Source organism: Fuscovulum sp., assembly GCA_035192965.1.
Taxonomy (GTDB): domain Bacteria; phylum Pseudomonadota; class Alphaproteobacteria; order Rhodobacterales; family Rhodobacteraceae; genus Paragemmobacter.
This window is the reverse complement of sequence record CP136571.1, coordinates 2,329,749-2,356,559: the sequence shown is the minus strand read 5'-3', so window position 1 is coordinate 2,356,559 and position 26,811 is coordinate 2,329,749. Positions and strand designations below refer to the sequence as shown.

Sequence of the window (26,811 nt, the reverse complement as noted above, 5' to 3'; positions counted from 1 at the left end):
ACGGCGGGGCAGCCCCTGCGCTATCCCGCCGCAGGCAGCCCGACGATAAAGCTTTCCAGCGCGCGCGGCTCCAGCGGTTTCATCATCAACCCGATGCCCGCCTCGGCGCAAGCGGCGCGCAATTCCGGGCGGCGGTCGGCGGTCACGATGCGTGACGGCACCGCGCCATGCCGGGCCTGCACCTCAGCCACAAAGCGCAGACCATCCATCCCGTCGCCAAGGTTGTGATCCACGATAAAACAGTCGGGCAGGATGCCCAGTTCATCGATCAAATCCAACGCCTCTTCGCCCGAGGCGGCATCGAGCACGCTGACCCCCCATTTTTCCAGCAAAAGGCCCATGGCGCGGCGCAGATCGCCGTCATTTTCCACCAGAAACACGATCCGGTTCTGCATCGACGGGCGGGGCGCGGGGGAAACGGTCGGGCGGGGGCCATCGGCCACCAGTGTCAGACCTTCGGACAAGGGCACCTGCACCATGAAACATGTCCCCACCCCGATCTGGGATGTCAGGCCCAGCGGATGGCCCAAAAGCGCGCAGGCACGTTCCACGATGGCAAGGCCCAGCCCCATCCCCTCGGATGCCGAAGCGCGGGCGTTCAGGCGGTGGAACTCTTTGAAGATGTTGTCCTGTTCTTCTTCGGGGATGCCCGGCCCGGTATCGCGCACCTCGATCCGCACCATCCCGCCGCGCCGCCGCACCCCCACCAAAACGCGGCCCCGGTCAGTATAGCGGATCGCATTGCCGATCAGGTTTTGCAGGATGCGCCGCAGATAGGCGGGGTCAGACATCACTGAAACCCGCGACGGCACGACCGACAGACGCAGGCCCTTGGCCGCCGCGATGGCCCCGAATTCATCGTTCAACTGCGCCAGCAGCCGGTCCAGCCGCACAGGCCCGACCGCCACCGCCGCGCGCCCGCTTTCCAGTTTGGAAATGTCCAACAGCGCGCCCAGAATCCCCTCGACCGACAAAAGCGCATTCTGCGCCTTGTCCAACGTGGCTTTTGCCTCGGGCACCAGTGCCCCTTCACCGATAGAGGAAATGAACAGCTTTGCCGCCGACAGGGGTTGCAGCAGGTCATGGCTGGCCGCCGCCACGAAACGCGACCGGCTGGCATTGGCGCGTTCGGCATGGGCCAACGCATCCTCCAGTTCCAGCGTGCGGTCCATCACCCGCGCCTCAAGCGTTTCATTGGCGCGGGACAATGCCTCGATTGCAGCACGTTCGGCGGTGACATCGGTGAAAGACATCACGAAACCACCGTCCGGCATCCCTTGGGCAAAGACATCCATGATCATGTCCGGCCCGCGGCGCAGCTCAAACCGGATCGCCCCACGGTCACCCTTGGCCGCCACCCAATCGCCCAGCCGCGCCTCGGCCCTGTCCTCGCCAAAGGCCAGATCGGGGCGGAACCGGTCAAGGATAGCATCAAAGCTGACGCCCATGCGGAACCGCGCCATCGGGATAGTCAGCAACTGGCCCAACCGCTGATTCCACCCCACAAGCCGCGCCTCTGCATCGAAGATGCAGACGCCTTGGCTGATATGGTCCAGCGTGGCGCGGATCACCCGCGCCTGATCGTCCAGCATCTTGCCGCGTTCGGACCGTTCCAGACGGATGATCTCGGTCACGTCCGTCTGCAGGATCACCGTCCCGCCATCCAGTGTGCGATGTTCGCTCACCTGCACCCAGCGGTCCCAGACCATGCGCACGTTAAAGATCACATGCCGGTCCTGATGCCGCCTGCGCCGCGCAATGGCCCAATCCTCGGGCGTCTCGCCCCCCGGCAATTCCAAAAACCGCGACCGGCTGACGCGGTCAACATAATCACCAAAGGTCAGGCCCGGCTTCAGATGATCGCGCAGGTCCAGCATGTGCATGCCAAAGCGCGAATTGCACATCACTAGAACATCCTGCGCATCGAACAGGGCAAAGCCTTCCTGAATCGTCTCGATGGCATTGGCAAGGTTCTGGCGCGCCGCCTCGGTCGCGCGGTTCGCATCGGCCAGCCTTGCATTGCTGTCATTCAGCAGGTCCAGCGCGCGTTCCAGATCATGGGTGCGTTCGCGCACCTGATCTTCCAGCATGGCCGCGCGTTGGAACTGGGCATAGGCGGCGCCGCTGTCATCGGTGATCTGTTCCACCCGCCGCATCAGAACCTGCGCGATGGTGAGCAGCTTTTGCGTCTGCCGTTCGGGCGGATCGGCGGGGTTGATCAGCGTGTCAATCATCGCGCACTTCCCGGCGGATAGATCGCGACCCCGGTCATGGTCTGGTTCACATGCATGGAATTCAACTGCTCGCCATAGGTGGAAAAGCCCACCACCCCATGGGCGCGCAGGATGGCCGACACCGCCCCGGTCTTCTGCTTTTCCTGCGCTTCCATCCGGCGCAGGATGCAATCGCAGGCCAGAATGGCCACCGGCTGCCCCTTGGCCGCCAGCGCGACCATTTCCGCCTCAAGATGCGCCACCATGTCCTGCGGCTGCGCCAGTGTCAGCACCACGCCCTCATCGATGGCAGAGAAGAAGATCAGATCGCCGTCCTCGCCTACCTCGCGGATGGCGCGGACATGGTGTTTGCCACCGATGCGCACGACAACCGGATGGGCGGCAAAGGTGAATGTGGTCAGTTGCGCCGGATCCTTGCCCAGAAGCCGTGCATATTCCTGCGCTGCCGGTTCGGCATTGATCTGCCGCACGATGCGGCGGGCGGGATCGGCCTCGGTCACCACCATCCGCGCCTCGGTGGGCAACAGGTGATCCAGGCTGAACACCTTCACCCGGCAATCGGTGCGGATCAGCGCCAGCACGGCGGCGTTCTGCAAGGCATGCCCTTCATGCAGCACATAGGTCGCCTTGAACCGCGTCCCGTCCCCCGCCGATCCGCCAAACAGCGGCACCGGCCCCAAGCCCGACGCAAGGGCCGAGGTGAGTTCATCCTCGCGCACCGACAGTCCGTCGACCAGCAGAAAGGCAAACTCGCCTGCCCAATCGGGCCTTTGCCGCGCCAGCCCCTGACGCGACCGGATCAAACGGCCGATCATCGCCTCACGCTCCAGCACCGAAAGGTCAGGCACCAACAGCACATCGGCGGCGAAATGCGCGGCGGGAAGGCCCACGGCGACAATCTCGCCTTCGGTATACCCCTCGCCCGAAATCTCGCCCGCGGTGGAACAACCGATCACCGGCGCGCCGCCAAACCGCCCCGGCAGGCGCAGCGCCAGCGCATCGAGGTCCGCATCGGGCGAAACGAACAGCACCACCAGCGCGAATGGCCCCGGCCCCAGCGCCTCTTCCAACCGCCGCAGGGGATTGGCCGCCGTCACGGAAACAGAGGCCCGCGCCACCAGCGCCAACCCCGCCCGATCCGGCCCCGCAACACCCTCCCAAGGCTGGTTCACCGCAATCCCCCCTCGCGTCCCCCCGACGCAATTCTTGTGGAAAGGCTAGCCCCCGCCCATGGTTCGAACAAGCCCTTGCCCGAAGGCACAGCAAACCCTCTCAGACAGGGACAAACCGGCAAGAGACCCCGGGCCAGAGGTCGCCTCAGCTCGCCTCGGGCATCAGCCGGTCAAAGCTTGCTTCCTGCGCGATCAGCACCGCCTGCGTCCGGCTTTGCACGCCCAGCTTGCGCATGATGGCGGTGACATGCGCCTTCACCGTGGTTTCCGCGATGGTCAGCTCATAGGCGATCTGCTTGTTCAACATCCCCTCGCAGATCAGTTGCAGGATCTTGGCCTGCTGCCGTGTCAGAAGCGACAGCCGCGCAATCGCTTCTTCCTGCTGATTGGCCGGCGCATTGGGATCGGCCTGCGGCACGAACCCATCGGGCAGATAGCCATCGCCGGCGCGGATCGCGTCAAAAGCCGCCTTGAACACCTCGCGCCGGGAATGCTTTGGCACAAATCCGACCGCCCCCGCCCGCAGCGCCGCCCCGATCACCCGGTTGTCGGCCAGCGAGCTGACCACCACCACCGGCACATCGCCCACTGTGGCCCGCAGACGGATCAACCCGTCCAGCCCGTTCACATCCGGCAGGTTCAGATCCAGCACGATCACATCAGGCAAGGGCGACAGTTCCAGCCGCGTCAGCGCGGTTTCCAATCGGTCGGCGGTTTCCACCACCTCGATCCCCGCCACGGCGCGCAACGTCATCGACAGGGCATCGCAGAACAGCGGATGGTCATCCACGATCAGGGCCGAAGCCAACCTGCGCATTCCCTGTTCCATGACCAAACCTACCCGTTCCACACCCGCAGGCTAGCAGCCCTGCCCCGCCCCGCCAACCACGCCAAAGGTCGAAGCTGCGGGCAAGCTGTCGCGCAGGTTTTCGCGCGCCTTTGCCCGAACGGCTTTCCTTGCGGCCAAGCCCCCGCTATCAGGCGAAAACCCTTTCGCCTCAGGTGGCCCCCATGATGATGTCCCGCCGTGCCCTTCTTGCCCTGTCGCTGCCGCTGGCACTGGCCGCCTGTGGCGCGCCGCCCGAACCCGAGGTGTCGCGTGGCCCCCAGGGCCCAGAGGAAATCAATCGCCTGATTTCCCGCTATGCGCAGGTTTACGACATTCCCGAAAGCCTGATCCACGAAACCGTGCGCCGCGAAAGCGGCTATAACCCCGCCGCCCGCAACGGCCCCTATTACGGGCTGATGCAGATCCACCCGCAAACCGCCCAGACCATGGGCTTTCGTGGCGATCCGTCCCAACTTTTGGATGCGGAAACCAACATGATCTATGCGGGCAAATACCTGCGCGGGGCGTGGCTCGTGTCGCGGGGCGACCATGACGCCGCACATATGTGGTATCGTCGCGGCTACTATTACGAAGCAAAGCGCATGGGTCTGCTGGAAGAAACCGGCCTGCGCGGCTAGTACCACATATCGGCCATCGTGGCCTTCTTGCGGGATACGTAATCCTCCAGCGCCTCGCGCATCGCGATGTCCATGGGCGGGGCCTCAAATTCGGCCAGCCGCTTCTTCCACAATCGGTTGGCGCGTGTCGCAGCATCCGCCCCACCCGCCGCCTCCCATTTCTCGAACGGCTCATTGTCGGACAATTCGCTGTCCCAGAACGCCGTTTCGTAATGCGCCATGGTGTGCGCACAGCCAAAGAAATGGTTGCCCGGACCCACTTCGGCGAAGGCCTCCACCGCCAACTGGTCGTCGTCGATCTTCACCCCGTCCAGATAGGAATGCAGCGCGCCGCACAGATCGGCATCCAGCATGAACTTCTCATAGGACATGCTCAAAAGCCCATCCAGAAACCCGGCGGAATGCAGGATGAAATTCGCCCCGCAATGAATGGCAGCCAGCATCGACATGGTGCCTTCCATCATCGCCTGCGCATCGGGCAGCTTTGACGTGGTGAAATTCCCCGAACAGCGCAGCGGCAGGTTCAACCGCCGCGCCAGTTGCCCAATGACCATGGAACCGATCGCAGGCTCCGGTGTGCCAAAGGTGGGCGATCCTGACCGCAGGCTCATCGATGACAGGAAATTGCCAAAGATCACCGGCGCGCCCTTGCGCTCCAACTGCGTCAGCGCGCATCCCGCCATGGTTTCCGCGAGCGACTGCGCAATTGCCCCGGCATTGGTCACCGGCCCCATAGCCCCACCAAGGATGAAGGGCACCACCACCGCCGCCTGATTGGCCCGCGCATAGGCGCGCAAACTGCGCGTCATCGTGCCATCCCAGACCAGCGGCGAATTGACGTTCACATTTCCCAGGATCACGCAATTGGCGTCCACAAAATCGCGTCCGAACACGATCCGCGCCATGTCGATCGAATCCTCGGCCCGCTCCTCCGCCGTGACCGATCCCATGAAGGGCCGGTCTGACAGCGTCAGATGCGCCATGACCATGTCGAGATGCCGTTTGTTCACGGCAATATCCGTGGGCTCGCAGATCGTCCCGCCGGAATGGTGAAAGGCGGGGCTCGCCTGCGCCAGCTTGATGAAGTTCCGGAAATCCTCCAGCGTCCCAAAACGCCGCCCCCGGTCCATATCCATGACAAAGGGGCTGCCATAGGCGGGCGCAAAGACCACCGACCTGCCACCGATCTCCACCGATTTCGCCGGATTGCGCGCATGCTGGGTAAAACTCACGGGCGCATCACGCAGCACCTCGCGCAGCAATCCGGGCGGAAAGCGCACCAGCACGCCGTCCACCTCCGCCCCTGCGCGCTTCCAATGCTCCAGCACCACGGGATCATCGCGGAACTCGATCCCCGTCTCGGCCAAGATCCGATCCGCCGCCGCTTCGATCTTCAGCAAGCTTTCCTCGCCCAGAATGTCATAGGTGGGAATATTGCGCAGGATATAGGGCCGTCCGACCCCGCCCCCCTTCTGCGCCCGCTCCGCCTGCCGCGCCGCGCGGCCTGACCGCTGATGCCGAACCTCGTTCATCCGAACCTCCCACCCCGCTTGACCCAATCAGGCGCCCGGCTCCCGCGAAAGTCAGCCCGAATCGCGACCAGAACAGGTCCAAACCCGCCCCGGCTCATTCTTCTCTGCCCAAATATCCTCGGGGGGTGTGGGGGGCGAAGCGCCCCCACGCCTGAGCCAAGCGCGCATGCGCGCAGGCGAGGCAAAAACAATGCGGGCGCATGCCCGCTCCGTTTCACACGCCTCGGATCAGGTCACCACATTGGGGGCCGACCGCCCGGTGAACTCGGCGATCCGCGCGATCTGGTCTGCTGCCCGGATCACCGGGGCAAGCGCCGCCTGCGGATCAAGGTCCAATCCCCCCGGTCCCGGCGCATAGCGCTCCAGATACAGCCGCAGCGTCGCGCCCTCGGTCCCTGTCCCCGACAGGCGCAGCACAAGGCGGGATCCGTCGGTGAACATCACCCGCACCCCTTGCTGGGTGCTGACCGATCCATCCACCGGATCGGTATAGGCAAACTCATCCGCCCCGGCGATCACCATCCCCTCGACTGTCTTGCCCGGCAGCCCTGGCAGAGCCCCGCGCAGCGAGGCGACCATCGCTTCAGCTTTGGCCACCTCGATCGCTTCGAAATCATGGCGGCTATAGTAGTTGCGCCCGAACCGCGCCCAATGCTCGGCCAATATCTCGGCCACCGATTGCTTGCGCACGGCCAGAATGTTCAGCCACAGCAAAACCGCCCAAAGCCCGTCCTTTTCGCGCACATGGTCCGATCCGGTGCCGAAGCTTTCCTCACCACAGATCGTGGCGCGGCCCGCATCCAGCAAGTTGCCAAAGAATTTCCACCCCGTGGGCGTCTCGTAACTCTCAATCCCCAGCGCCGCTGCCACCCGGTCCGCCGCCGCCGAAGTGGGCATCGACCGCGCCACGCCTTTCAGGCCGCGCGCATAGCCCGGTGCCAGATGCGCATTTGCGGCCAGCACGGCAAGGCTGTCCGAGGGCGAGACATAAATCCCCCGTCCCACCACCATGTTGCGATCGCCATCGCCATCCGACGCCGCGCCAAAATCCGGCGCGTTGTCCCCAAACATCTCATCCATCAACGCCTTGGCCCAGGTCGGGTTCGGGTCGGGATGCATCCCCCCGAAATCCGGAAGCGGTGTGGCATTGACGCAGGTCCCCTGCGCCGCGCCCAGACGGTTTTCCAGGATATCCACCGCATAGGGCCCGGTCACGGCGCACATGCTGTCCATACGCATCCGGAACCCGCCTGCGAACATCGCGCGGATCGCCCCGAAATCGAACAGCGTCTCCATTAGCGCGGCATAGTCGGACACCGGGTCCACCACATCGACCACCATCCCCGCAATCGAGGTGCGCCCGATGCGCGACAGGTCCACATCCTGCGCCTCGACGATGCGATATTCCGTGATCTCGGTCGTGCGCTTGTACATCGCCTCGGTCACGCCCTCCGGCGCGGGTCCGCCATTGGGCATGTTGAACTTGACCCCGAAATCCTCATCCGGCCCGCCCGGATTGTGCGAGGCCGACATGATGATCCCGCCATCGGTCTTGTTCAGCCGGATCAGGTGGCTGGCCGCCGGGGTGGACAGGATCGCCCCCTGCCCCACGATCACCCGCGCCGCGCCATTCGCTGCCGCCATCCGAAGGATGACCTGCGCTGCGCGGTCGTTGAAATAGCGCCCGTCGCCACCCAGAACGAAGGTCTTTCCCTGCGCCCCCACGACATCAAGGATGCTCTGGACGAAATTCTCCAGATAGTGATGCCCCATGAAAACGGGCGTCTTCTTGCGCAGGCCGGATGTGCCGGGCTTCTGCCCCGCGATGGGCTGTGTGGGAACGGTGCGGATTGTCATGGCTTTCCTCCCAAGGAAACAGTGGCCGCTGGGGCCTTGGCCGCAACCGGCCGGAAGACGAGTACGGATTGCGCAGGCGCCCGCGTGCCGGGGCCGCCCGTTTCGGGCGCTGCATCGGGGCGTGTGGTATCCAGGATCAATTCCCAGCCCGGCGCGGTATCGGGCAGGCGCAGCACGCATTCCACGCCTGTATTGAACACCGCAAATATCGCGGAATGGCCGCCATCCGCCCCTTCGGCCGCCATGCGCAATTCCACCCCAAGGCAGCGAAAACCCGGATCATGCCAATCCTGCGCCGATGGTTTTTGCCCATCCGCCCGCCGCCAGACGACATCGGGCAGCCCATCCGCAGGCCGCGGGCGCGCATGCAGGAACCGCTTTTGCCGCAGCACCGGATGCGCCTTGCGCAGCGCGATCAGCCGCGCGACAAATGCCACCAGCCGTTGGTCACCCTTTGCCCAGTCGATCCACGTCGTCTCGTTATCCTGCGCATAGGCGTTGTTGTTGCCGCCTTGGCTGTGGCCAAGCTCATCCCCCGCCAGCAGCATCGGCACCCCTTGAGCCAACATCAGCGTGGCCAGCAGGTTGCGTTTGCGCAGGTCGCGCGCCGCGCGCACGGCTTTGTCGTCGCTCGGCCCCTCTACCCCCATATTGTCGGAATGGTTGTCATGGTGGCCGTCGCGGTTTTCCTCGCCATTGGCGAAGTTGCGTTTCAGGGTGAAACTGACCAGATCCTCCAGATTGAACCCGTCATGCGCGGTGACAAAGTTCACCGAAGATGTCGCCGCCCGCCCGTGATGGTCGAACCGTTCAGCGCTGCCCAAAAGGCGCTTGGCAAGGTCCGGCGCAAGCCCCGGATCGCCTTTCCACCACCGCCGCACACCATCGCGGAACTTGTCGTTCCATTCCATGAAAGGATGGGGATAGCCGCCCAGCTGATACCCGCCGGGGCCGATATCCCATGGCTCGGCGATTAGCTTCACCCGCGACAGGACCGGGTCCTGCCGGATTGCATCGAAAAAGCCACCATGCGGATCAAAGCCATGCGCCTCGCGCCCCAGAACGGTGGCAAGGTCAAAGCGGAACCCGTCCACATGGCAGACCTCAACCCAATAGCGCAGGCTGTCCATCACCATGCGCAGCACCATCGGATGGGTCAGGTTCAGCGTATTGCCGGTGCCGGTGTCATTCACATAATGCCGCCCGCCATGCAGCAGGCGGTAGTAACTGGCATTGTCGAACCCCCGGAAAGACAGGGTCGGCCCGAATTCATCCCCTTCGCCCGTGTGGTTATAGACCACGTCAAGGATGACCTCGATCCCCGCCGCATGCATCCGGCGGACCATGGATTGGAACTCCCAGACCTGCCCCTTGGTCAGGTAGCGCGGCTCTGGCGCGAAGAAACCGATGGTCTGATAGCCCCAGTAATTGCGCAGCCCCTTGGCGATCAGGAACCGTTCATCGGCAAAGGCCTGAACGGGCAGCAATTCCAGACTGGTCACCCCCAGCTTCACCAGATGATCAATCACCGCATCTGACGCCAGGCCAAGGAAACTGCCCCGCAGCCCCTTTTCCACGCCGGGGTTCAGCATCGTCATGCCGCGGACATGCGCCTCATAGACCACCGACTCGGCGGCTTGCACACGTGGCGGCGCATCATCGCCCCACATGAAGGACGTATCCACCACCACCGATTTCGGCACGGCAAAGGCGCTGTCGCGGGTGTCATAGGACATGTCCCCGCGCGGACTGCCCACCTTGTACCCCATCAGCGCATCCGACCATTTCAACCGCCCTTCCAGCGCGCGAGCATATGGGTCGATCAGCAGCTTGTGCGGGTTGAAGCGGTGGCCCAGTTCCGGCTGATACGGGCCGTGCACCCGATAGCCATAGAGCGTTCCGGGCATCAGCCCGCCCACATGGCCGTGCCAGATGTCGCCATCGCGTTCCGGCAACGCGAGACGGACAAGTTCCTTGCGCCCATCCGGGCTGAACAGGCACAGCTCGATCTTTTCGGCATGGGCGGAAAAGACGGCGAAGTTCACACCTTCACCGTCAAACGTGGCGCCCATCGGCCAGGGTCGCCCCGCCGAAACAGCATGGCCCACCAGTCGCGGCGGCAAGAGCGCGTGTTGTGGTGTCACGCGGCCAATCCGTCATAAAGCGCGGCATAGTCGGCGGCGCTGGTCTCCCATCCCACCGGGTGGCCCATCGCGTTCTTCTGAACCCGCGCCCAGAGTTTCGGGTCGGCATACAGCGCAACCAACTGCCGCAAGGCCTGAGCAAAAGCCACCGCGTCTGTCGGGTGAAACTGCACCCCGGTTGCCACCCCTGCCGCCAGAGCGGCAGGTGACGCGTGGATGACCGTATCCGCCAACCCGCCCACCAGCGCCACCACCGGCACCGTGCCATAGCGCAGCCCATACATCTGCGTCAGGCCGCAAGGTTCAAACCGGCTGGGCACCAGCACCGCATCCGCCCCGGAAAACAGCCGATGCGACAGCGCCTCATCATAGCCGATCCGCACCGCCACGCGCCCCGGAAAACGCTGTTCCAGCCCCCTCATCGCGCCTTCCAGCGCCGGATCGCCCGATCCCAGAACGACCAGCGCCCCGCCGGATGCGATGAATTCCGGCACCACCTGTGGCAGCAGGTCGATGCCCTTCTGATCCGTCAACCGGCTGACGACAATGGCCAAAGGCCCTTCGGGAACCGACAGACCAAACTCCTCGCATAGCGCCACCCGCGCCGCCGCCTTGCCCTTCATCGCGCGTGCCGAATACGGCACGGGCTCGGCCTCGGGCGACCAGACCGCGGTGTCGACCCCGTTCAGGATGCCGGACACCACCCCCGCCCGCGCGGCGATCACGCCCTGCATCCCCATCCCGAATTCCGGCCGCATCAGTTCCGCCGCATAGGTGGGCGATACGGTGGTGATCCGGTCCGCCGTCACCAGCCCGGCCTTCAGGCTGGACAGCCCGCCGTAATACTCCAACTGCCCCGGATGAAACGCCTCGCGCGGCAGCCGCAGCGCGCCCAGCATCCCGGCATCGGCCCAGCCCTGAAAGGCGATGTTATGGACGGTCATCACCGATCCCACGCCCGATGGCCCGCCATAGGCCAGATAGGCCGGGGCATAGCCCGCCTGCCAGTCATGCGCATGCAGCACCTGCGGCTTCCAGCCTGCAAACCCCTCGCGCGCCATGCGCGCCGCAACCCAGGACAGGGCGGCAAATCGCTGGGGATTGTCGGGCCAATCGCCCCCGGCACTGTTGTAGGGACCGCCTTCGCGATCAAAAAGATGCGGCGCATCCAGCAGAAGGACGGGAACCCCCTCAACCTCGCCCTGAAAGACCACACCGTCGCCGCCCCACAGCCCCGGCTCGCGCCAGACTTCGCGCAGTCCGGGCAACAGCCCACGCAACCGGCGATAGGCGGGCAGCAGCACCTGCATGTCCCAGCCCTGCGCGCGCAAGGCGGCGGGCAGCGCGCCCACCACATCGGCCAGCCCCCCGGTCTTGATCAGGGGCACGCATTCCGATGCCACCGACAGCACCCGCCCCTTGATCGCCATGAAAGCCCCCTTCATCTTGGCCCAAATACCCTCGGGTGGGTCCGGGAGGGCAGACAGCCCTCCCGGGGCTTCCTCCCGGAGCCCAAGTCAGGACAACTTCCGCGCCCGCGCGTCAAGCATATCCTGCGTTATCAACACGATCCCGCCTTCGCTCACGCGGAACCACTTGGCATCTTCCACCGGGTCCTGCCCCACGACCAGCCCTTCAGGGATCACCACATTGCTGTCGATCACGCATTTCGTCAGCTCCGCCTTGCGGTTGACGATCACGCGCGGCAGGGCCACCACATATTCCAGACTGGAATAGGAATGCGTCCGGCAGCCGGTGAACAACAGCGAATTGCGCACCTCTGACCCCGATACGATGCAATCGCCCGACACCAGCGAAGACACGGCCGAACCACGGCGATCCGCCTCATCATGCACGAACTTGGCTGGGGGGACGATTTCGGAATAGGTCCAGATCGGCCAGGTATTGTCATAGATGTCCAGCTTGGGGACAAAATCCGTCAGGTCGATATTGGCCTGCCAGAAGGCATCGATCGTGCCCACATCGCGCCAATAGGGTTCATCCTCCAACCCGCTTTTCACGCAGGAGTCGGCGAACTTGTGCGCCATGGCCTTGCCGCCCTTTACGATGGCGGGGATAAGGTCATTGCCGAAATCATGGCTGGAATTCGTATCCGCCATGTCGCGGATCAGCAGGTCACGCAAGAAATCCCAGTCAAAGACGTAAATCCCCATCGAGGCCAGCGCATTGTCAGGGTCGCCCGGAATCGACGGCGGATCTTTCGGCTTTTCCAGAAAATCGGTGATGCGCATGTCCTTGTCCACATGCATCACACCAAAGGCCGTGGCCTCCATCCGGGGGACGGTCAGGCAGCCGATGGTCACATCGGCGCCCGTGGCCACATGCTGTTGCAGCATGATCTCGTAATCCATCTTGTAGATGTGGTCACCCGCCAACACGATCACATACTTGATGCCATAGCTGTCGACGATGTCGATGTTCTGCGCCACGGCATCGGCAGTTCCCAGATACCACTTCGTTTCGTCCACCCGCTGGGACGCGGGAAGGATGTCCAGATATTCGTTCCGTTCCGCCCGGAAGAAGTTCCATCCCCGCTGGCAATGCCGGATCAAGCTGTGCGCCTTGTACTGCGTGGCAATGGCCATCTTCCGGATGCCAGAGTTCAGCGCATTGGACAGCGCAAAGTCGATGATCCGCGTCTTGCCGCCGAAATAGACCGCAGGCTTGGCGCGGCGGTCGGTCAGCTCCTTCAACCGGCTGCCCCTGCCCCCGGCAAGAACAAAGGCCATCGCCTGACTGGACAGGCGCGCATTCGGTCTTGGTTGCATCATCGTGTTTCCCTCCCTACGCAGCCTGCGCTGCTTATCCCTTTGCCTGACGGAACCAGACTGCCGAAAGCGGCGGCAGCGTGACAAGCGCTGATTGCGCCCTCCCATGCCACGCCACAGCCTCGGCCGTCACACCGCCCAAATTTCCCCGGTTCCCGCCACCATAAAGCGCGGCATCACTGTTCAATATCTCATCCCAATGCCCCGCCTCGGGCAGGCCCAGCCGATAGCTGCGTTCCACCGGCGTCAGGTTGACCACCGCCACCACCATCGGATCGCCCGCCCGCCCTTTGCGCGCCCAGGCATAGACCGACGCGCCCGCATCATTGGATTCGATCCACTCAAAGCCTTCGGCCCGTGTATCGTTCACATGCAACGCGGGCGTGTCGCGGTAGAGCCGGTTCAGATCGCGCACAAAGGATTGCACACCGCGATGTTCCGCGATGTCCAACTGGTGCCAGTCGAGCGATTGGTTGTGGTTCCATTCCCGGCCTTGCGCGAATTCGCAGCCCATGAAGAGCAGCTTTTTGCCCGGATGCGCCCACATGAACCCGTAATAGGCGCGCAGATTGGCGAACTTCTCTTCGCCCGATCCCGGCATCTTTTCCAGCATGGATCCTTTGCCATGCACCACCTCATCATGGCTGATGGGCAGGATGTAATTCTCAGACCACGCGTAATGCAGCCCGAACGTCATCTGGTGGTGATGATACTGCCGATAGATCGGGTCCTTTTCCATGTAGGACAGGGTGTCGTTCATCCAGCCCATGTTCCATTTGAACCCGAAGCCCAGCCCGCCATGATCGACCGGGCGCGACACGCCGGGAAAGGCGGTGCTTTCCTCGGCTGCCGTCATGATCCCCGGAACTTCACCATAAACGGTGGTGTTCATTCGTTGCAGCAGGGAGATGGCCTCGTAATTCTCGCGCCCGCCATCCTTGTTCGGGATCCATTCGCCATTCTTGCGCGAATAGTCGCGGTAGAGCATGGATGCCACCGCATCCACGCGCAGCCCGTCGATATGGTATTCCTCCAGCCAATAGAGCGCGTTGGACACCAGATAGTTAGCGACCTCGATCCGCCCGTAATTGTAGATCAGGGTATTCCAGTCCTGATGGAACCCTTCGCGCGGGTCGGCATGTTCATAAAGCGGCGTGCCGTCGAACCGGCCCAACCCATGCGGATCGGTCGGGAAATGCCCCGGCACCCAGTCCAGCAGAATGCCCAGCCCCTTGCGGTGCGCCGCATCCACCAGCGCGCGAAACTCGGCCGGGGTGCCATGGCGGATGGTGGGGGCATACATGCCAACAGGTTGATATCCCCAGCTGCCATCAAAGGGAAATTCGCTGATCGGCAGCAATTCGATATGGGTGAACCCCATATCGGCGACGTAATCCACCAACTGCTCGGCCAGTTCCAGATAAGATAGCATCCGGTCCCCCGGCGCGCGCCGCCACGATCCCAGATGCACCTCATAGATGGAGATCGGCGCATCGATGGTGTGGCGCGCGGCGCGGCCCGCCAGCCAGCCTTGATCGTGAAACTCACCCGCAATCTTGCGCACGACGGATGCGTTGGCCGGCGGATGTTCGGACCCAAAGCCCACCGGATCGGCCTTCAACGGACCGACATAGCCGTTCTGGCCCCGGATTTCATACTTATAGGTCGCGCCTTCGCCCAGACCGGGAATGAACGTCTCCCATACACCCGTCGGGCCACGCCGCCGCATCGGGTGGCGGCGGCCATCCCAGACGTTGAAATCCCCCACCACGCTGACGCGGTCTGCATTCGGCGCCCAGACGGCAAAATGCGTGCCTTCCACCCCTTCATGGGTAACGACATGTGCGCCCAACACCTGCCACAGGCGTTTATGCGTACCCTCGCCCAACAGGTATTCGTCCATCTCGCCCAGCACGGGGCCAAAGCGGAAGGGATCATCGAATTCCCATGTCGCGCCATGGCCTTCGGCGCGCAGGCGGTAATCCGACTTTCTGGGAAGCGCCGCGCAGAACAGACCGTCGCAGCCGGGAATGGCCATGGCCTCCACCGGTTTGCCTGCCTTGCCTGTCAGCACCGACAGCCGTTCCGCCCCGGGCACAAAGGCAGTCACGACCCACCCGGCCTCGCGCTTGTGCAGGCCCAGCACGGAAAACGGATCGCCGTGGCGGCCTTCCACGATGGCCTTGGCGGCCCCGTGGTCGATCAGCTGTTCGGTCATGGCTGCCCCCCTCCCAAAGAGCGCCACCCCGGCCCGTCACAGGGCCGAAGTGACCCCCCATATGTCATCCATATAGCTGCGGATCGTACGGTCCGATGAAAAGAAACCCGATCGCGCCGTGTTCATCGCCGCCATCGTTACCCAACGATCCTGGTCCGCATAGGCGCGGTCCACCTCGCCCTGCGCCGCGTGGAAGGCATCGAAATCCGCCGCCACAAGGAAATAGTCATGGTGCCAGATGCGATGCACCAACCCGTGATAGCGATCCACGTGATCCGGCGAGAACCGCCCTTCGGCGATCATCTGCAAAACATCCTGCAGGGTCTGGCTCGCCTCGATGGCCTTGCGCGAATGATCCGGGTCTTCGCGCCGCTTCATCACCTCTTCCGCCGTCAGGCCGAATAGGAAAAAGTTCTCGGCCCCGACCTCTTGCAGAATCTCGACGTTGGCCCCGTCCAGCGTGCCAATGGTCGGCGCGCCGTTCATCATGAACTTCATGTTGCCGGTGCCGCTGGCCTCTTTCCCGGCCGTCGAAATCTGCTCTGACAGGTCGGCGGCAGGCACCAACCGTTCGGCCATGCTGACGTTATAATTGGCCGGATAGATGATCTTCAGCAGATCGCCGGTGACAGGATCGTTGTTCACGACCCAAGCCACGTCATTGATCAGATGGATGATTTCCTTCGCCACCGCATAGCCGGGCGCGGATTTGCCGCCGAAAATCTTGACCCGCGGCACCCAGTTGGCCTTGGGGTTGGACCGGATCCGGTTCCAATGCGCGATGGTTTCCAGAATGTTCAAAAGCTGGCGCTTGTATTCGTGGATGCGTTTGATCTGCACATCGAACAGCGCATCAGGGCTTACCTTCACCCCGCAATCGGACGCGATCCAATTCGCCAGCGCCACCTTGTTGGCGCGCTTCGCCCCGGCAAAGGCATCGCGGAATGGCTTGCCCGCGATATGCGGCTCCAGCCCGCGCAGCCGATCCAGATCGGCCTCCCAGCCTTCGCCGATGGTTTCGGTGATCAGGCCCGCCAGCGGGCGGTTGGCCATTTTCAGCCAGCGACGCGGCGTGACACCATTCGTCTGGTTGATGATCCGTCCGGGGTGCAGGCGGTGCAGTTCAGGGAACAGGTTCTTCTTCACAAGGTCCGAATGCAGCGCCGACACGCCATTCACCTTATGCGCCATGACAAAGGCCAACTCGCCCATCCGCACCTCATGGTGCTTCACAATGCCCACATAATGTGGGCGCGACGGATATGTGCGGCGGTGCCAGCTGTCGATACGTTCGACGATCTGCATATGGCGCGGCAGCACATTGCCGAAGGTGAATGTCGCCCAACGCTCCAGCGCCTCGGGCAGCAAGGTGTGGTTGGTATAGCCAAGGCATCCCCGCGCCGTCTCCAGCGCATCCTCAAAGGCCATGCCATGCTCATCCACCAGCAGGCGGATCAGTTCCGGCCCCGCAATCGCTGGATGGGTGTCGTTCATCTGGATCGCCACATGCTTGGGCAGGTCGGCCAGATTGCTGTGCCGCGCCAGATAGCGGCGCAGAATGTCCTGCAATGCGGCCGAGGTCAGGAAGAATTCCTGTTTCAGCCGCAACTCCTTGCCCTGATAGGTGGTGTCATCCGGGTAAAGCACGCGGCTCAGCGTACGCGCCAGCGCCTCGGGCTCGGCCGCAGCGGCGTAATCCCCGCGGTTGAACCGCTCCAGATCGAACATCGTCGTGGGCTTCGCCGCCCAAAGGCGCAGAGTATTGGCCCATTTCCCCTGCCAGCCGATCACCGGCGTGTCATGCGCCTCGGCCAGCACGGTTTCGCCGGGCACCCAGACTTCGCGCCCGTCGCGGGTTTCGATATGGCCCTTGAACGGAATGGTATACGCGCTTTCGGGCCGCGCGAATTCCCACGGATGGGCCTGGTTCAGCCAATCCTCGGGTGTTTCCACCTGCTGCCCGAACTCGAACCGCTGGCGGAACAGGCCATGCTCATAACGGATGCCATAGCCATAGGCGGGGCAGCCCAGCGTCGCCATGCTTTCCATGAAGCAGGCCGCAAGCCGCCCCAGCCCGCCATTGCCCAATGCAGCATCAGGCTCGTCTTCAACAATCTTGCGGAAATCCTGCCCGAACCCGGCCATCGCCTCTTCGGCGATGTCGCGCAGACCCAGATTGGTGGTGGCATCTTCCAGAAGCCGCCCGATCAGGAATTCCATCGACAGGTAATAGACGCGCTTGCGATCCTCGGCCCAGGTGCGCCGGGTAGAGGCGAACCATGGCTCCACGATACGGTCGCGGATCGCAAAGGACAGCGCCATGCGCCAGTCATAGACCGATGCATTGGGCGCATCCTTGCCCAGTGTGAAGGTCAGATGTCGCGCGACATCGGCTGCCAGAAGGTTCGGGGTCAGGCTCAGATCGTTCACGTCACTATTTTCCGCATGATGTCGCCACGGACCAACCCTAAGCTGCGCGGAAGGGGCGTCAAGCAACACCATCCGGAACAGGCAGGTCAGGCGTGGGCGCAACCTCTTTCAAAACGGTTTAAATGTTATCGCTAAAGTTGGCAACGACCTTATGAAAAGCTCTTTCTATTCAGCATTTCTTTTCTCCAAAGCGATTTGAACGACCCCGCATCGCAAGAAGCAACCGCCATGATCGGCACAGACTAACCCGGTTTGCCGATTCCCCGCAGCGGGCCAATAAACACAGGCAATCTGATCTGGATCATGTCACACAAGCTGCGTCCTGCATAAATCTTTGGCGTCAGAACCAGACCAGTTCAACCCGGAGAGCGCGGATGAGACTCACCACACGGACCAACCTTGCCATGCGCACCTTGATGTTCTGCGCCGTCAATCCGGGCCGCATCGTGCGAAAGTCCGAAGTGGCCGCCGCCTGCAACGCTTCTGAGAACCACCTCGCACAGGTGATTCACCTTCTGGCGCAAAAGAAATACCTCCACACGGTGCGGGGCCGCGCGGGTGGGCTGATGCTGGGCCATCCGCCGGAAGAGATCACCGTCGGCGCGGTGTTCCGCGAATTCGAGGCGGTGCTGCCCTTCACCGAATGCTTTTCGGGGGATGATTGCACCTGCCCCCTCGTTGCTTGCTGCCGGTTGAAGGGCGTTCTGGCCGATGCCCTGCGCGCCTTTTATGCGGAACTGGACCGCGTAACCCTGTTTGATCTGGTGCACGACAATCACCCGCTGCGCGACCTACTCAAGGTCGCCTGAACCAGATTTTGCCGGATAGCCCTGATTTTTCGCAGAAAAATCGTCCCTTTCACTGCCCCCAGGTCCGCCGCAGGACAGCCAGCCAATTGTCCCATGCCAGTTTGCGGATCAGGTCTTCGCCATAGCCATGCGCACGCAGCGCATCGATCAGACGTGGCAGGCCTGCCACATCGGTGATGCCTTGCGGCACGGTCGCGCCATCGAAATCCGATCCGAACCCGACGTGATCTTCGCCCAGCCGCCCGATCAGGTGATCCAGATGCTGCAGCACGGCCTCCCAGCCCATATTGGGGTCGCGCCGCCCATCCGGGCGCAGGAAGACCGTGGCAAAATTCAAGCCCACCAGCCCGCCCCGTTCGCGGATCATGTCCAGCTGCCGATCCGTCAGATTTCGGCTCGACGGTGTCACCGCATGGGCGTTGGAATGGCTGGCCACCAGCGGCGCATCGGACAGCCGCGCCACATCGTCAAAGCCCTTTTCGTTCAGATGGCTCAGATCGATCAGGATCTTCAGTGCATTGCATTCCCGCACCAGTCGCGCGCCGGCCTCGGTCAGCCCCGGCCCGGTATCGGGCGTGCCGGGAAAGCGGAATGGCACCCCATGGCCAAAGACGGTTGGCCGGCTCCAGACCGGCCCCAGCGACCGCAATCCGATCGCGTGAAAGGCATGCAGCGCATCGCAGCCGGGATCGATCGCCTCGGCCCCTTCCATATGCATGACACCGGCGATCACCCCTTGCGCCCGCGCGGCCTCGATCTCACCCGCTGTCCGGCACAGGCGGAACGCCCCGTCCGATGCCCGCGCCATCCACAACAGATGCCCCGCCTGCTCCAGCGCGACTACCTGGCTTGGCCCCAGCGGCAATTGCCCCGGAAGGTCCACCGCATAGGGCGGGCGGTCCATCAGCGCCTCGATCGCATGCGCATCCACCGTGCTGGGCGTTGGCACATAGATCGCAAAAAGCCCGCCCGCAAAGCCGCCCGCCTTCATGCGCGGCAGGTCCAGATGGCCCTTGCCTTCTCCGGTCAGCCAGATCGCCTCACGCGCGGCAGGGTTCATCAACAGACGGTATAGAATATCGTTATGGCCGTCGAACACCGGGATAAGATCGGTCATGGATGCCTCCGCATTGCGCGGCCACCCTTGCACGGGCCGGGCGCAGCTTGAACCCCCTCAGCAACACTCCGCGCCTGCCAACCCCGTCAGGATCGGGCAATCCGGGCGCTGATCCCCGGCGCAACTGGCCACCAAATCGCGCAGCGTCGCCTGCATCGCCCGCAATTCGGCGATCTTGCGGTCCATGTCGGCCAGATGCTGCTCGGCCAAGGCTTTTACATCGGCGCTGGCCCGCGCGCGATCCTCATAAAGCGCCAGCAGCTTGCGGCATTCCTCGATGGTAAAGCCCAACCCGCGCGCCCGCGCCAGAAAGGCCAGCTTGTGCAGATCGCTTTCGCGAAAGGCGCGATAGCCGTTCGCCCCGCGCAAGGGGCGGATCAGGCCGATCTCTTCATAGTAACGGATTGTCTTGGCAGGCAGCCCCGACCGTTCGGCCACATCCTTGATGTTCATCCCCTCACCCCCCGCACCCGTTTCAACCGCAACGCATTGCTCAGCACAAAAACCGAAGACAGCGCCATCGCCCCCGCCGCCAGCATGGGCGAAAGCTGCGGCCCGCCAAAGGGCACCAGCAGACCCGCCGCCACCGGGATCAGCGCAGCATTATAGCCAAAGGCCCAGATCAGGTTCTGCTTGATGTTTCGCATCGTGGCGCGCGCCACGATCACCGCATCCGCCACCCCCTGCGGATCGCCCGACATCAGCACCACGTCCCCCGCCTCAATCGCCACATCCGTGCCGGTCCCCATCGCCAGCCCCACCTCTGCCGCCGCCAGCGCGGGCGCATCGTTGATGCCGTCGCCCACAAAGGCGACGCTGTCGCCCATGGCGCGCACCGCATCGGCCTTACCACCCGGCAAAACGCCTGCCTGCACGTCACTCAGGCCCAGCCGCGCCCCGATGGCCGCCGCCGTCACCGCATTGTCGCCCGTAACCATCGCAACGCGCAGCCCCAACCGCTCCAGCGCGCGCAACGCTTCCACGGCCGATGGTTTCAGCGGGTCCGCCACAGCGATCACCCCGCCCGCCTGATCCGCATCGCCGACGAACAACAACCCCTTTCCCTCGCCCGCCCAGACCTCTGCCGCCCGCGCCAAATCGTCAGGTACCACGCCAAACATCCGCGCCGATCCGACTGCAACCACCGCGCCGCCGACCGTCGCCCGCGCGCCATAGCCCGGCACGGCCTCGAACCGCTCAGCCGAAGGCAGGTCCAGCCCGCGCGCCGCCGCCTCGGCCAGCACAGCCGCGGCGAGCGGGTGTTCTGACCCTGCCTCGACCGCCGCCGCCTGCGCAAGCATCGCGTCATCCCCCAGCATATCGGTCACCACCGGGCGGCCCAGCGTCAGCGTGCCGGTCTTGTCAAAGGCCACCACCTGCACCTCGGCCAGCCGTTGCAACGCCTCACCCTTGCGGAACAGCACCCCCAGTTCCGCCGCCCGGCCTGACCCGACAAGGATGGAAACCGGCGTCGCCAGCCCCATCGCACAAGGACAGGCGATGATCAGCACCGAAACCCCAGCCACCAAAGCCTGCGCCACCCCCTGCCCGGCCACAAGCCAGCCCACCGCCGCCAGCACCGCTATGCCCATCACAGCCGGCACGAACCACAGCGTCACCCGGTCCACCAGCGCCTGCACCGGCAGTTTGGTGCCCTGCGCCTCTTCCACCATCGCCAAAATCCGCGCCAGCACCGTGGCCGCGCCCACCTGCCGCACCTCGACCACCAGCGCGCCGGTGCCGTTGATCGTGCCGCCCGTCACCGCGTCACCCGCGCCCTTGGCCACCGGAACCGGCTCACCCGTCAGCATCGCCTCATCCACCGCTGACGCGCCGGAAATGACCACGCCATCCACTGCCACCCGCTCCCCAGGCCGCACCAGAACGCGCATCCCCGGCACCAACGATGCCACCGGCACCTCGGCCCCGTCTTCCAGCCGCGCCACCTTGGGCTGCAAGCCGACAAGCCGCGCAATGGCCGCCCCGGCACGCCCGCGCGCCCGCGCCTCCAGCGTGCGACCCAAAAGGATCAGCACCACGATCACCGCCGCCGCCTCGAAATACACCGCCCGTGCCGCATCGGGGAACAACCCCGGCGCAAAGGTGACCAGCGTGGAATAGGCCCAGGCCGCACCCGTGCCCACCGCCACCAGCGAATTCATGTCGGGCGCGCCGCGCAGCAGCGCGGGCCAGCCCTTGACCAGAAACCGCCGCCCCGGCCCCAGCAGCACCAGCGTCACCAGCACGAACTGCGCGATCCACAGCGCCTGCGTTCCCACCAGCCCCATCAGCCAGTGATGAAAAGGCGGGTAAAGGTGCCCGCCCATCTCGGCCACAAAGACCGGCAGGGTCAGCGCCGCCGCAATCCCCGTATCCCGCGCCAGCGCCCGCAATTCCACCTTCGGATCATGCGGCGCTGCCTCGCTTGCCGCCCGCGCCTCATAGCCCGCGCGGGTAACGGCGGCGGCCAGCACCTCGGCCCCGGCCCCACCTTCCCACAGCGTCACCGTGGCGCGGCGCAGCGCCAGATTGGCGACCGCCTCCTTCACCCCGGGTTGCGCCCGCAGCACCCGCTCCACCCGCCCAGTGCAGGCGGCACAGGTCATCCCGTCCACGTCCAGAACCACCGTCGTCTCGCGCGCCGGATACCCGGCCTTGGCAAGCGCCGCCGCCATGGCCGCCGGTGCGGCCGGGCTGGCATAGGCCACATCCGCCGTTTCGGTGGAGAGGTTCACCACTGCCCGCGTCACACCCGGCAGGGCCGTCAGAACGCGTTCGGCGCGCAGAACGCAGGAGGCGCAGGTCATCCCCTCCAGCCGGAATCGCGCCTGCCGGGCCGGGTCGGCCCCGGCAGCGGGGGCGGCAGAAGCAGTGGCGGGGGCAGCGGTGGCAAGGGCAGCTTGGGTCATGGAAAGACTCCTTCCACCACCCCATGTAATCCTTCCAGTAAAGGGAAGGTCAATCCCCGCCCCCAAAAACCTTTATGTCAGTTCCACCCTTGACCTTCCCGTTACAGGAACCCCCACATATCAAGCAGCCAACCAAAGGACCAAACCCGTGACCCTTCTTTCCATCCCCGACATGACCTGCGGCCATTGCAAGACATCGGTCGAAACCGCGCTGACATCGCTGGCCGATGCGGGCGAGGTGACGGTCGATCTGGCCGCCCGGACGGCCACGACGACAGGCACGGCCAGCCCCGAATCCCTGATCCTTGCCCTAGATGAAGTGGGCTTTCCCGCCACGCAGATCGGCTGATCGCGCGAACGTGCGCAGGGATTTGCGGGCTAAGCCACGGAACCTGTTGCAAATGTCGCACATCCCCTGTAGCGCGTCGCAAAATCGTCATGCTTGCGTCTTGTCCCGGTCTTTTCCCGCGCACAACTCTTGCAGAAGCGATTTCAGACCAGAGCCGGAGCGAGCAGGAAAGATGGCCAAGAAACCGAACACCACCACGCAGCAACAGGGCGGCAGCAACACGCCCACGCAGCAGCAAGACCAATCCCAAGGGTCCACCCAACAGCAAGGGTCCACCCCGATCTTCCGCGACTGGGCCGCGATCTGAACCCAAGCAGACCGGAACAGACGCTTTCCTGAGACAGGGCCAGCCGCTAGGCTGGCCCTGTTTCATTCAAGGCCCCCAACGATGCCCAGCCCCGTTTCCTCCATCCCCAATCTTGGCCCCGCGACCGAGGCCGCCTTTGCCAAGGCGGGCATCCATTCCGCCGAAGAGTTGCGCGCGCTTGGCCCGGATGAAGGCTATCGCCGCCTTCTGGCCAGTGGTGTGGCCCCCCATTTCATCGGTTACTATGTGATCGTCATGGGCCTGCAAGGCCGCCCGTGGAACGATTGCCAAGGGGATGAAAAGGCCGCGCTGCGCGTCCGTTTCGATGCGATCAAGGCCAGTATGAAAGGAAAAGGCCGCTCCGAAATCGAAGCGGCCCTTGATATGCTTGGCGTCGTGGAACGTCGCCGCTGATCCCTGCGGATCAGCCGACCAGTTCGAGACCCGAGAAGTAGAACGCGATCTCGCGCGCGGCGGATGCCTCGCTGTCCGACCCGTGGACCGAGTTTTCGCCAACCGACAGGGCGAATTCCTTGCGGATCGTGCCTTCGGCAGCGTTGGCCGGGTTGGTTGCGCCCATCACTTCGCGGTTCTTCAGGATGGCGCCTTCGCCTTCCAGAACCTGCACGACCACCGGCTCGGATGCCATGAACTCACACAGCTCGCCATAGAAGCCGCGCTCTTTGTGTTCGGCATAGAACTGACCGGCCTGCGCCATGGTCAGGTGGATGCGCTTTTGTGCGACGATGCGCAGACCAGCTTCTTCAAACTTGGCGTTGATCTTGCCGGTCAGGTTGCGCTTGGTCGCATCGGGTTTGATGATCGACAGGGTGCGTTCGATGGCCATGGGGACGTCTCCGTTACTGGGTTCTGTTTCTGGGGCGCGTGGGGGATCCCCGCGCCGGAATTCATGTGCGGCGCACGTAGCATGGGCCTGTAACAATGAAAAGCCGCCGCCGATCCTGAACGTGGCCAAAGCGTTAAACACAGGTGCGCTGCGTGCATACGCCTGTCTGCACCACCATCTGCACCACGCGCTGCACGCCCAATTCACAGCCGCCGTTGACGCCGCGCCGCCCATAGGGCAAGCCCTGCGCCATGTTACGCATTGACGCCATCACCTATTCCGTCGAAGGCCGCCCCCTTTTGGAGGCAGCCTCCGCCACCATTCCCACCGGCCACAAGGTCGGCCTCGTGGGCCGCAATGGCACGGGAAAAACCACGCTTTTCAGGCTGATACGCGGCGAACTTGCGCTTGAAGGCGGGTCGATCACCCTGCCCTCGCGCGCCCGCATCGGCGGTGTGGCGCAAGAGGTGCCTTCGTCTGAAACCTCGCTGCTCGATACCGTGCTTCAGGCCGATACCGAACGCGCCGCTTTGCTGGCCGAATCCCACACCGCCACCGACCCCCACCGCATCGCCGAAATTCAGGCCCGCCTGGCCGATATCGACGCCTGGTCGGCTGAAGGCCGCGCCTCCAGCATTCTCAAGGGGTTAGGCTTCGACGCGGATCAGCAACTCATGCCCTGTTCGGCCTTTTCCGGCGGGTGGCGGATGCGGGTAGCGCTGGCGGGCGTACTGTTTTCCCAGCCGGATCTGCTGCTGCTCGACGAACCGACCAACTACCTCGATCTTGAAGGCGCGCTCTGGCTTGAGGCTTATCTTCAGAAGTATCCCCATACTGTCATCATCATCAGCCATGACCGTGGCCTTCTGAACCGCGCTGTGCAGGGCATCCTGCACCTGGATCAGCGGAAATTGACATATTGGACAGGCCCTTACGACCAGTTCGCAAGGCAGATGGCCGAACGCCGCGCCGTCTTGCAGGCCGAGGCAAAGAAGCAAGAGGCGCGGCGCGCGCATCTGCAATCCTTCGTTGACCGGTTCAAGGCAAAAGCGTCCAAGGCCGTACAGGCGCAATCCCGCGTGAAGATGCTGGAGAAAATGACGCCGATCACCGCGCCCGAAGATGCCAAGCGTGTGGTCTTTACTTTCCCGGCGCCCGAGGAATTGTCGCCGCCCATCATCAACATGGAAGGCGCCGCTGTGGGCTATGGCGGCCCGCCCGTCCTAAAGAAGCTTTCGTTAAGGATCGACCAAGACGACCGCATCGCCCTGCTGGGACGGAATGGTGAGGGAAAGTCCACGCTTTCCAAGCTGTTGGCGGGAAAACTTACCGCGCTTGAGGGGCGTTTCACGCGCTCGTCCAAGCTAAGGATCGGTTACTTTGCGCAGCATCAGGTGGATGAGCTGCACATCGACGAAACGCCGCTGCAACACATCCAACGCCTGCGCCCTGATGAAGGCCAACCCCGCCTGCGCGCGCGGCTGGCTGGATTCGGCCTGATGGCCGATCAGGCCGAAACGCAGGTCGGCCGCCTGTCAGGCGGGCAAAAGGCGCGGCTGTCGCTTCTGCTGGCCACCATTGACGCGCCTCATCTCTTGATCCTCGATGAACCGACCAACCACCTTGATATGGAAAGCCGCGAGGCGCTGGTTGAAGCGCTGACCGAATACTCCGGCGCGGTGATCCTTGTCAGCCATGACATGCACCTTCTTTCGCTGGTGGCCGATCGGCTCTGGCTGGTCAAAGGCGGGGCCGTCACGCCCTATAATGAGGATCTGGAAGCCTATCGCCGGATGCTTCTAGCGGGTGACGAAGAGGTGAAAGTCGCCGCGAAACCCGTTGAAAAACCAAAGAAAGCCAGCCGTGACGAAATCCTCGCACTGCGTGCTGAGGTGCGCAAATGCGAAGACCGTCTCGCCAAGATCAACGACATGCGTGACAAGCTGGCTAAGAAGCTGGCCGATCCCGAACTCTATGAATCCTCGCGCATAGGCGAATTGGAAACCTGGAACCGCAAATACGCCGAGGTGATGGAGGCGCTGGACAAGGCCGAGGCGCTCTGGCTTTCGGCGCAAGACCGGCTGGAGCAGGCCGAGGCTGCGTAGACCATGCCGATGCCCTGGACCTATCGGCAGGCAACCCGGGAATGGCAGGCGTTCTTGGCAGATGCACAATACGCGATGGATACGCCCACGGACCACAGCACCTTCACCGCCGTTGAAGGCGTGCTGCGTGCCTTTCGCCATCGCCTGACACCGCAGCAAGTCATTGATTTTGCGCAAGTCCTGCCATCGGTCCTGCGGGCGCTTTTCATCGCCGACTGGAACCTGTCCGATCCGCCCGCCCCACCCGGCACCCGCGCGGATTGGACTGCCGAAGCCCGCGCCCTGCGCCGCCATCACAACATCGCGCCAGAGAATTGCGTCGCCGCCACCGCCTATGCCCTGCGCCGCGCGGTCCTGCGCGAAGACCTGGACCGCGTGCTGTCCCGACTGCCGCCCTTTGCCGCCGAGTTCTGGTCAACCCCCGGGATTGATCCGGCCAGTCTTGGGCCCCGCATCGTCTGATCTACACCGCACAAAGCGCGCCGGATTCACTGGCCAGAAACCTTCAGCACCCATAGGCTGCCC

21 protein-coding genes are annotated in these 26,811 nt (G+C 63.8%); 7 read left to right on the top strand and 14 right to left on the bottom strand.

Annotated features, from left to right (window positions below):
* Positions 1–20: 20 nt before the first annotated feature.
* From RSE12_11560 to RSE12_11550, 3 genes are all read right to left on the bottom strand, one after another.
* Positions 21–2,234 (bottom strand): PAS-domain containing protein, encoded by a 2,214-nt coding sequence (locus RSE12_11560; protein ID WRH61033.1) that lies wholly within the window; start codon positions 2,232–2,234, stop codon positions 21–23.
* Complete coding sequence (locus RSE12_11555; GenBank protein WRH64806.1) at positions 2,231–3,361, bottom strand: FIST N-terminal domain-containing protein; 1,131 nt, start codon at positions 3,359–3,361, stop codon at positions 2,231–2,233. The genes RSE12_11560 and RSE12_11555 overlap by 4 nt, the downstream gene beginning before the upstream one ends.
* 190 nt (positions 3,362–3,551) lie before the next feature.
* Positions 3,552–4,235, bottom strand: a complete 684-nt coding sequence (locus tag RSE12_11550) for a response regulator transcription factor (protein WRH61032.1) — start codon at positions 4,233–4,235, stop codon at positions 3,552–3,554.
* Between the two features lie 182 nt (positions 4,236–4,417).
* Between RSE12_11550 and RSE12_11545 the strand changes: the two genes are divergently transcribed.
* On the top strand, positions 4,418–4,873 hold the full coding sequence (locus RSE12_11545; protein WRH61031.1) for a lytic transglycosylase domain-containing protein: 456 nt from the start codon (positions 4,418–4,420) through the stop codon (positions 4,871–4,873).
* Here the strand turns inward: RSE12_11545 and RSE12_11540 are convergent.
* The 7 genes from RSE12_11540 to RSE12_11510 form a co-directional block, all read right to left on the bottom strand.
* Positions 4,870–6,405 carry a trimethylamine methyltransferase family protein gene (locus RSE12_11540; GenBank protein ID WRH61030.1) on the bottom strand — a complete coding sequence of 512 codons (1,536 nt, stop codon included), beginning with the start codon at positions 6,403–6,405 and terminating at the stop codon, positions 4,870–4,872. The two genes, RSE12_11545 and RSE12_11540, sit on opposite strands and share 4 nt — an antisense overlap.
* 228 nt (positions 6,406–6,633) lie before the next feature.
* A complete protein-coding gene (locus RSE12_11535; GenBank protein ID WRH61029.1) occupies positions 6,634–8,262 on the bottom strand; it encodes an alpha-D-glucose phosphate-specific phosphoglucomutase in 1,629 nt (542 codons plus the stop codon).
* Positions 8,259–10,334, bottom strand: a complete 2,076-nt coding sequence (gene glgX, locus RSE12_11530) for a glycogen debranching protein GlgX (protein ID WRH64805.1) — start codon at positions 10,332–10,334, stop codon at positions 8,259–8,261. Before glgX ends, RSE12_11535 begins: the two co-directional genes overlap by 4 nt.
* Positions 10,335–10,402: 68 nt before the next feature.
* The gene (gene glgA, locus RSE12_11525; protein ID WRH61028.1) at positions 10,403–11,836 is read right to left on the bottom strand and encodes a glycogen synthase GlgA; all 1,434 of its coding nucleotides are present in this window, start codon (positions 11,834–11,836) and stop codon (positions 10,403–10,405) included.
* Between the two features lie 87 nt (positions 11,837–11,923).
* Complete coding sequence (gene glgC, locus RSE12_11520) at positions 11,924–13,195, bottom strand: glucose-1-phosphate adenylyltransferase (protein ID WRH64804.1); 1,272 nt, start codon at positions 13,193–13,195, stop codon at positions 11,924–11,926.
* A 34-nt stretch (positions 13,196–13,229) separates the two neighbouring features.
* Complete coding sequence (gene glgB, locus RSE12_11515) at positions 13,230–15,413, bottom strand: 1,4-alpha-glucan branching protein GlgB (GenBank protein ID WRH61027.1); 2,184 nt, start codon at positions 15,411–15,413, stop codon at positions 13,230–13,232.
* A gap of 36 nt (positions 15,414–15,449) precedes the next feature.
* Positions 15,450–17,843 carry a glycogen/starch/alpha-glucan phosphorylase gene (locus RSE12_11510; GenBank protein WRH61026.1) on the bottom strand — a complete coding sequence of 798 codons (2,394 nt, stop codon included), beginning with the start codon at positions 17,841–17,843 and terminating at the stop codon, positions 15,450–15,452.
* Positions 17,844–18,217: 374 nt separating this feature from the next.
* Between RSE12_11510 and RSE12_11505 the strand changes: the two genes are divergently transcribed.
* On the top strand, positions 18,218–18,652 hold the full coding sequence (locus RSE12_11505; protein WRH61025.1) for an Rrf2 family transcriptional regulator: 435 nt from the start codon (positions 18,218–18,220) through the stop codon (positions 18,650–18,652).
* Positions 18,653–18,701: 49 nt separating this feature from the next.
* Here RSE12_11505 and RSE12_11500 read toward each other — a convergent pair whose 3' ends face one another.
* Genes RSE12_11500 through RSE12_11490 form a run of 3 tightly spaced genes read right to left on the bottom strand, consistent with a single transcriptional unit; the run spans position 18,702 to position 22,576 of the window.
* Positions 18,702–19,769, bottom strand: coding sequence for a dipeptidase (locus RSE12_11500; protein WRH61024.1), 1,068 nt, complete (start codon positions 19,767–19,769; stop codon positions 18,702–18,704).
* Positions 19,770–19,826: 57 nt separating this feature from the next.
* Positions 19,827–20,222 carry a Cu(I)-responsive transcriptional regulator gene (cueR, locus tag RSE12_11495; protein WRH61023.1) on the bottom strand — a complete coding sequence of 132 codons (396 nt, stop codon included), beginning with the start codon at positions 20,220–20,222 and terminating at the stop codon, positions 19,827–19,829.
* A complete protein-coding gene (locus RSE12_11490) occupies positions 20,219–22,576 on the bottom strand; it encodes a heavy metal translocating P-type ATPase (protein ID WRH64803.1) in 2,358 nt (785 codons plus the stop codon). The genes cueR and RSE12_11490 overlap by 4 nt, the downstream gene beginning before the upstream one ends.
* Positions 22,577–22,826: 250 nt before the next feature.
* Between RSE12_11490 and RSE12_11485 the strand changes: the two genes are divergently transcribed.
* The 3 genes from RSE12_11485 to RSE12_11475 all read left to right on the top strand — a co-directional run bounded on the left by RSE12_11485 (position 22,827) and on the right by RSE12_11475 (position 23,748).
* Positions 22,827–23,027, top strand: a complete 201-nt coding sequence (locus RSE12_11485) for a heavy-metal-associated domain-containing protein (GenBank protein ID WRH61022.1) — start codon at positions 22,827–22,829, stop codon at positions 23,025–23,027.
* Between the two features lie 172 nt (positions 23,028–23,199).
* Complete coding sequence (locus tag RSE12_11480; GenBank protein ID WRH61021.1) at positions 23,200–23,334, top strand: hypothetical protein; 135 nt, start codon at positions 23,200–23,202, stop codon at positions 23,332–23,334.
* 81 nt (positions 23,335–23,415) lie between these two features.
* Positions 23,416–23,748 (top strand): TfoX/Sxy family protein, encoded by a 333-nt coding sequence (locus RSE12_11475; GenBank protein ID WRH61020.1) that lies wholly within the window; start codon positions 23,416–23,418, stop codon positions 23,746–23,748.
* Between the two features lie 10 nt (positions 23,749–23,758).
* Here RSE12_11475 and ndk read toward each other — a convergent pair whose 3' ends face one another.
* Positions 23,759–24,181: a nucleoside-diphosphate kinase gene (gene ndk, locus RSE12_11470; protein ID WRH61019.1), complete on the bottom strand. Its 423-nt coding sequence runs from the start codon at positions 24,179–24,181 to the stop codon at positions 23,759–23,761.
* A gap of 251 nt (positions 24,182–24,432) precedes the next feature.
* On the opposite strand from ndk, the gene RSE12_11465 reads away from it, so the two are divergent.
* Complete coding sequence (locus RSE12_11465; protein ID WRH61018.1) at positions 24,433–26,286, top strand: ABC-F family ATP-binding cassette domain-containing protein; 1,854 nt, start codon at positions 24,433–24,435, stop codon at positions 26,284–26,286.
* 75 nt (positions 26,287–26,361) lie between these two features.
* On the top strand, positions 26,362–26,748 hold the full coding sequence (locus RSE12_11460) for a DUF2267 domain-containing protein (protein ID WRH61017.1): 387 nt from the start codon (positions 26,362–26,364) through the stop codon (positions 26,746–26,748).
* Positions 26,749–26,811 lie beyond the last annotated feature (63 nt).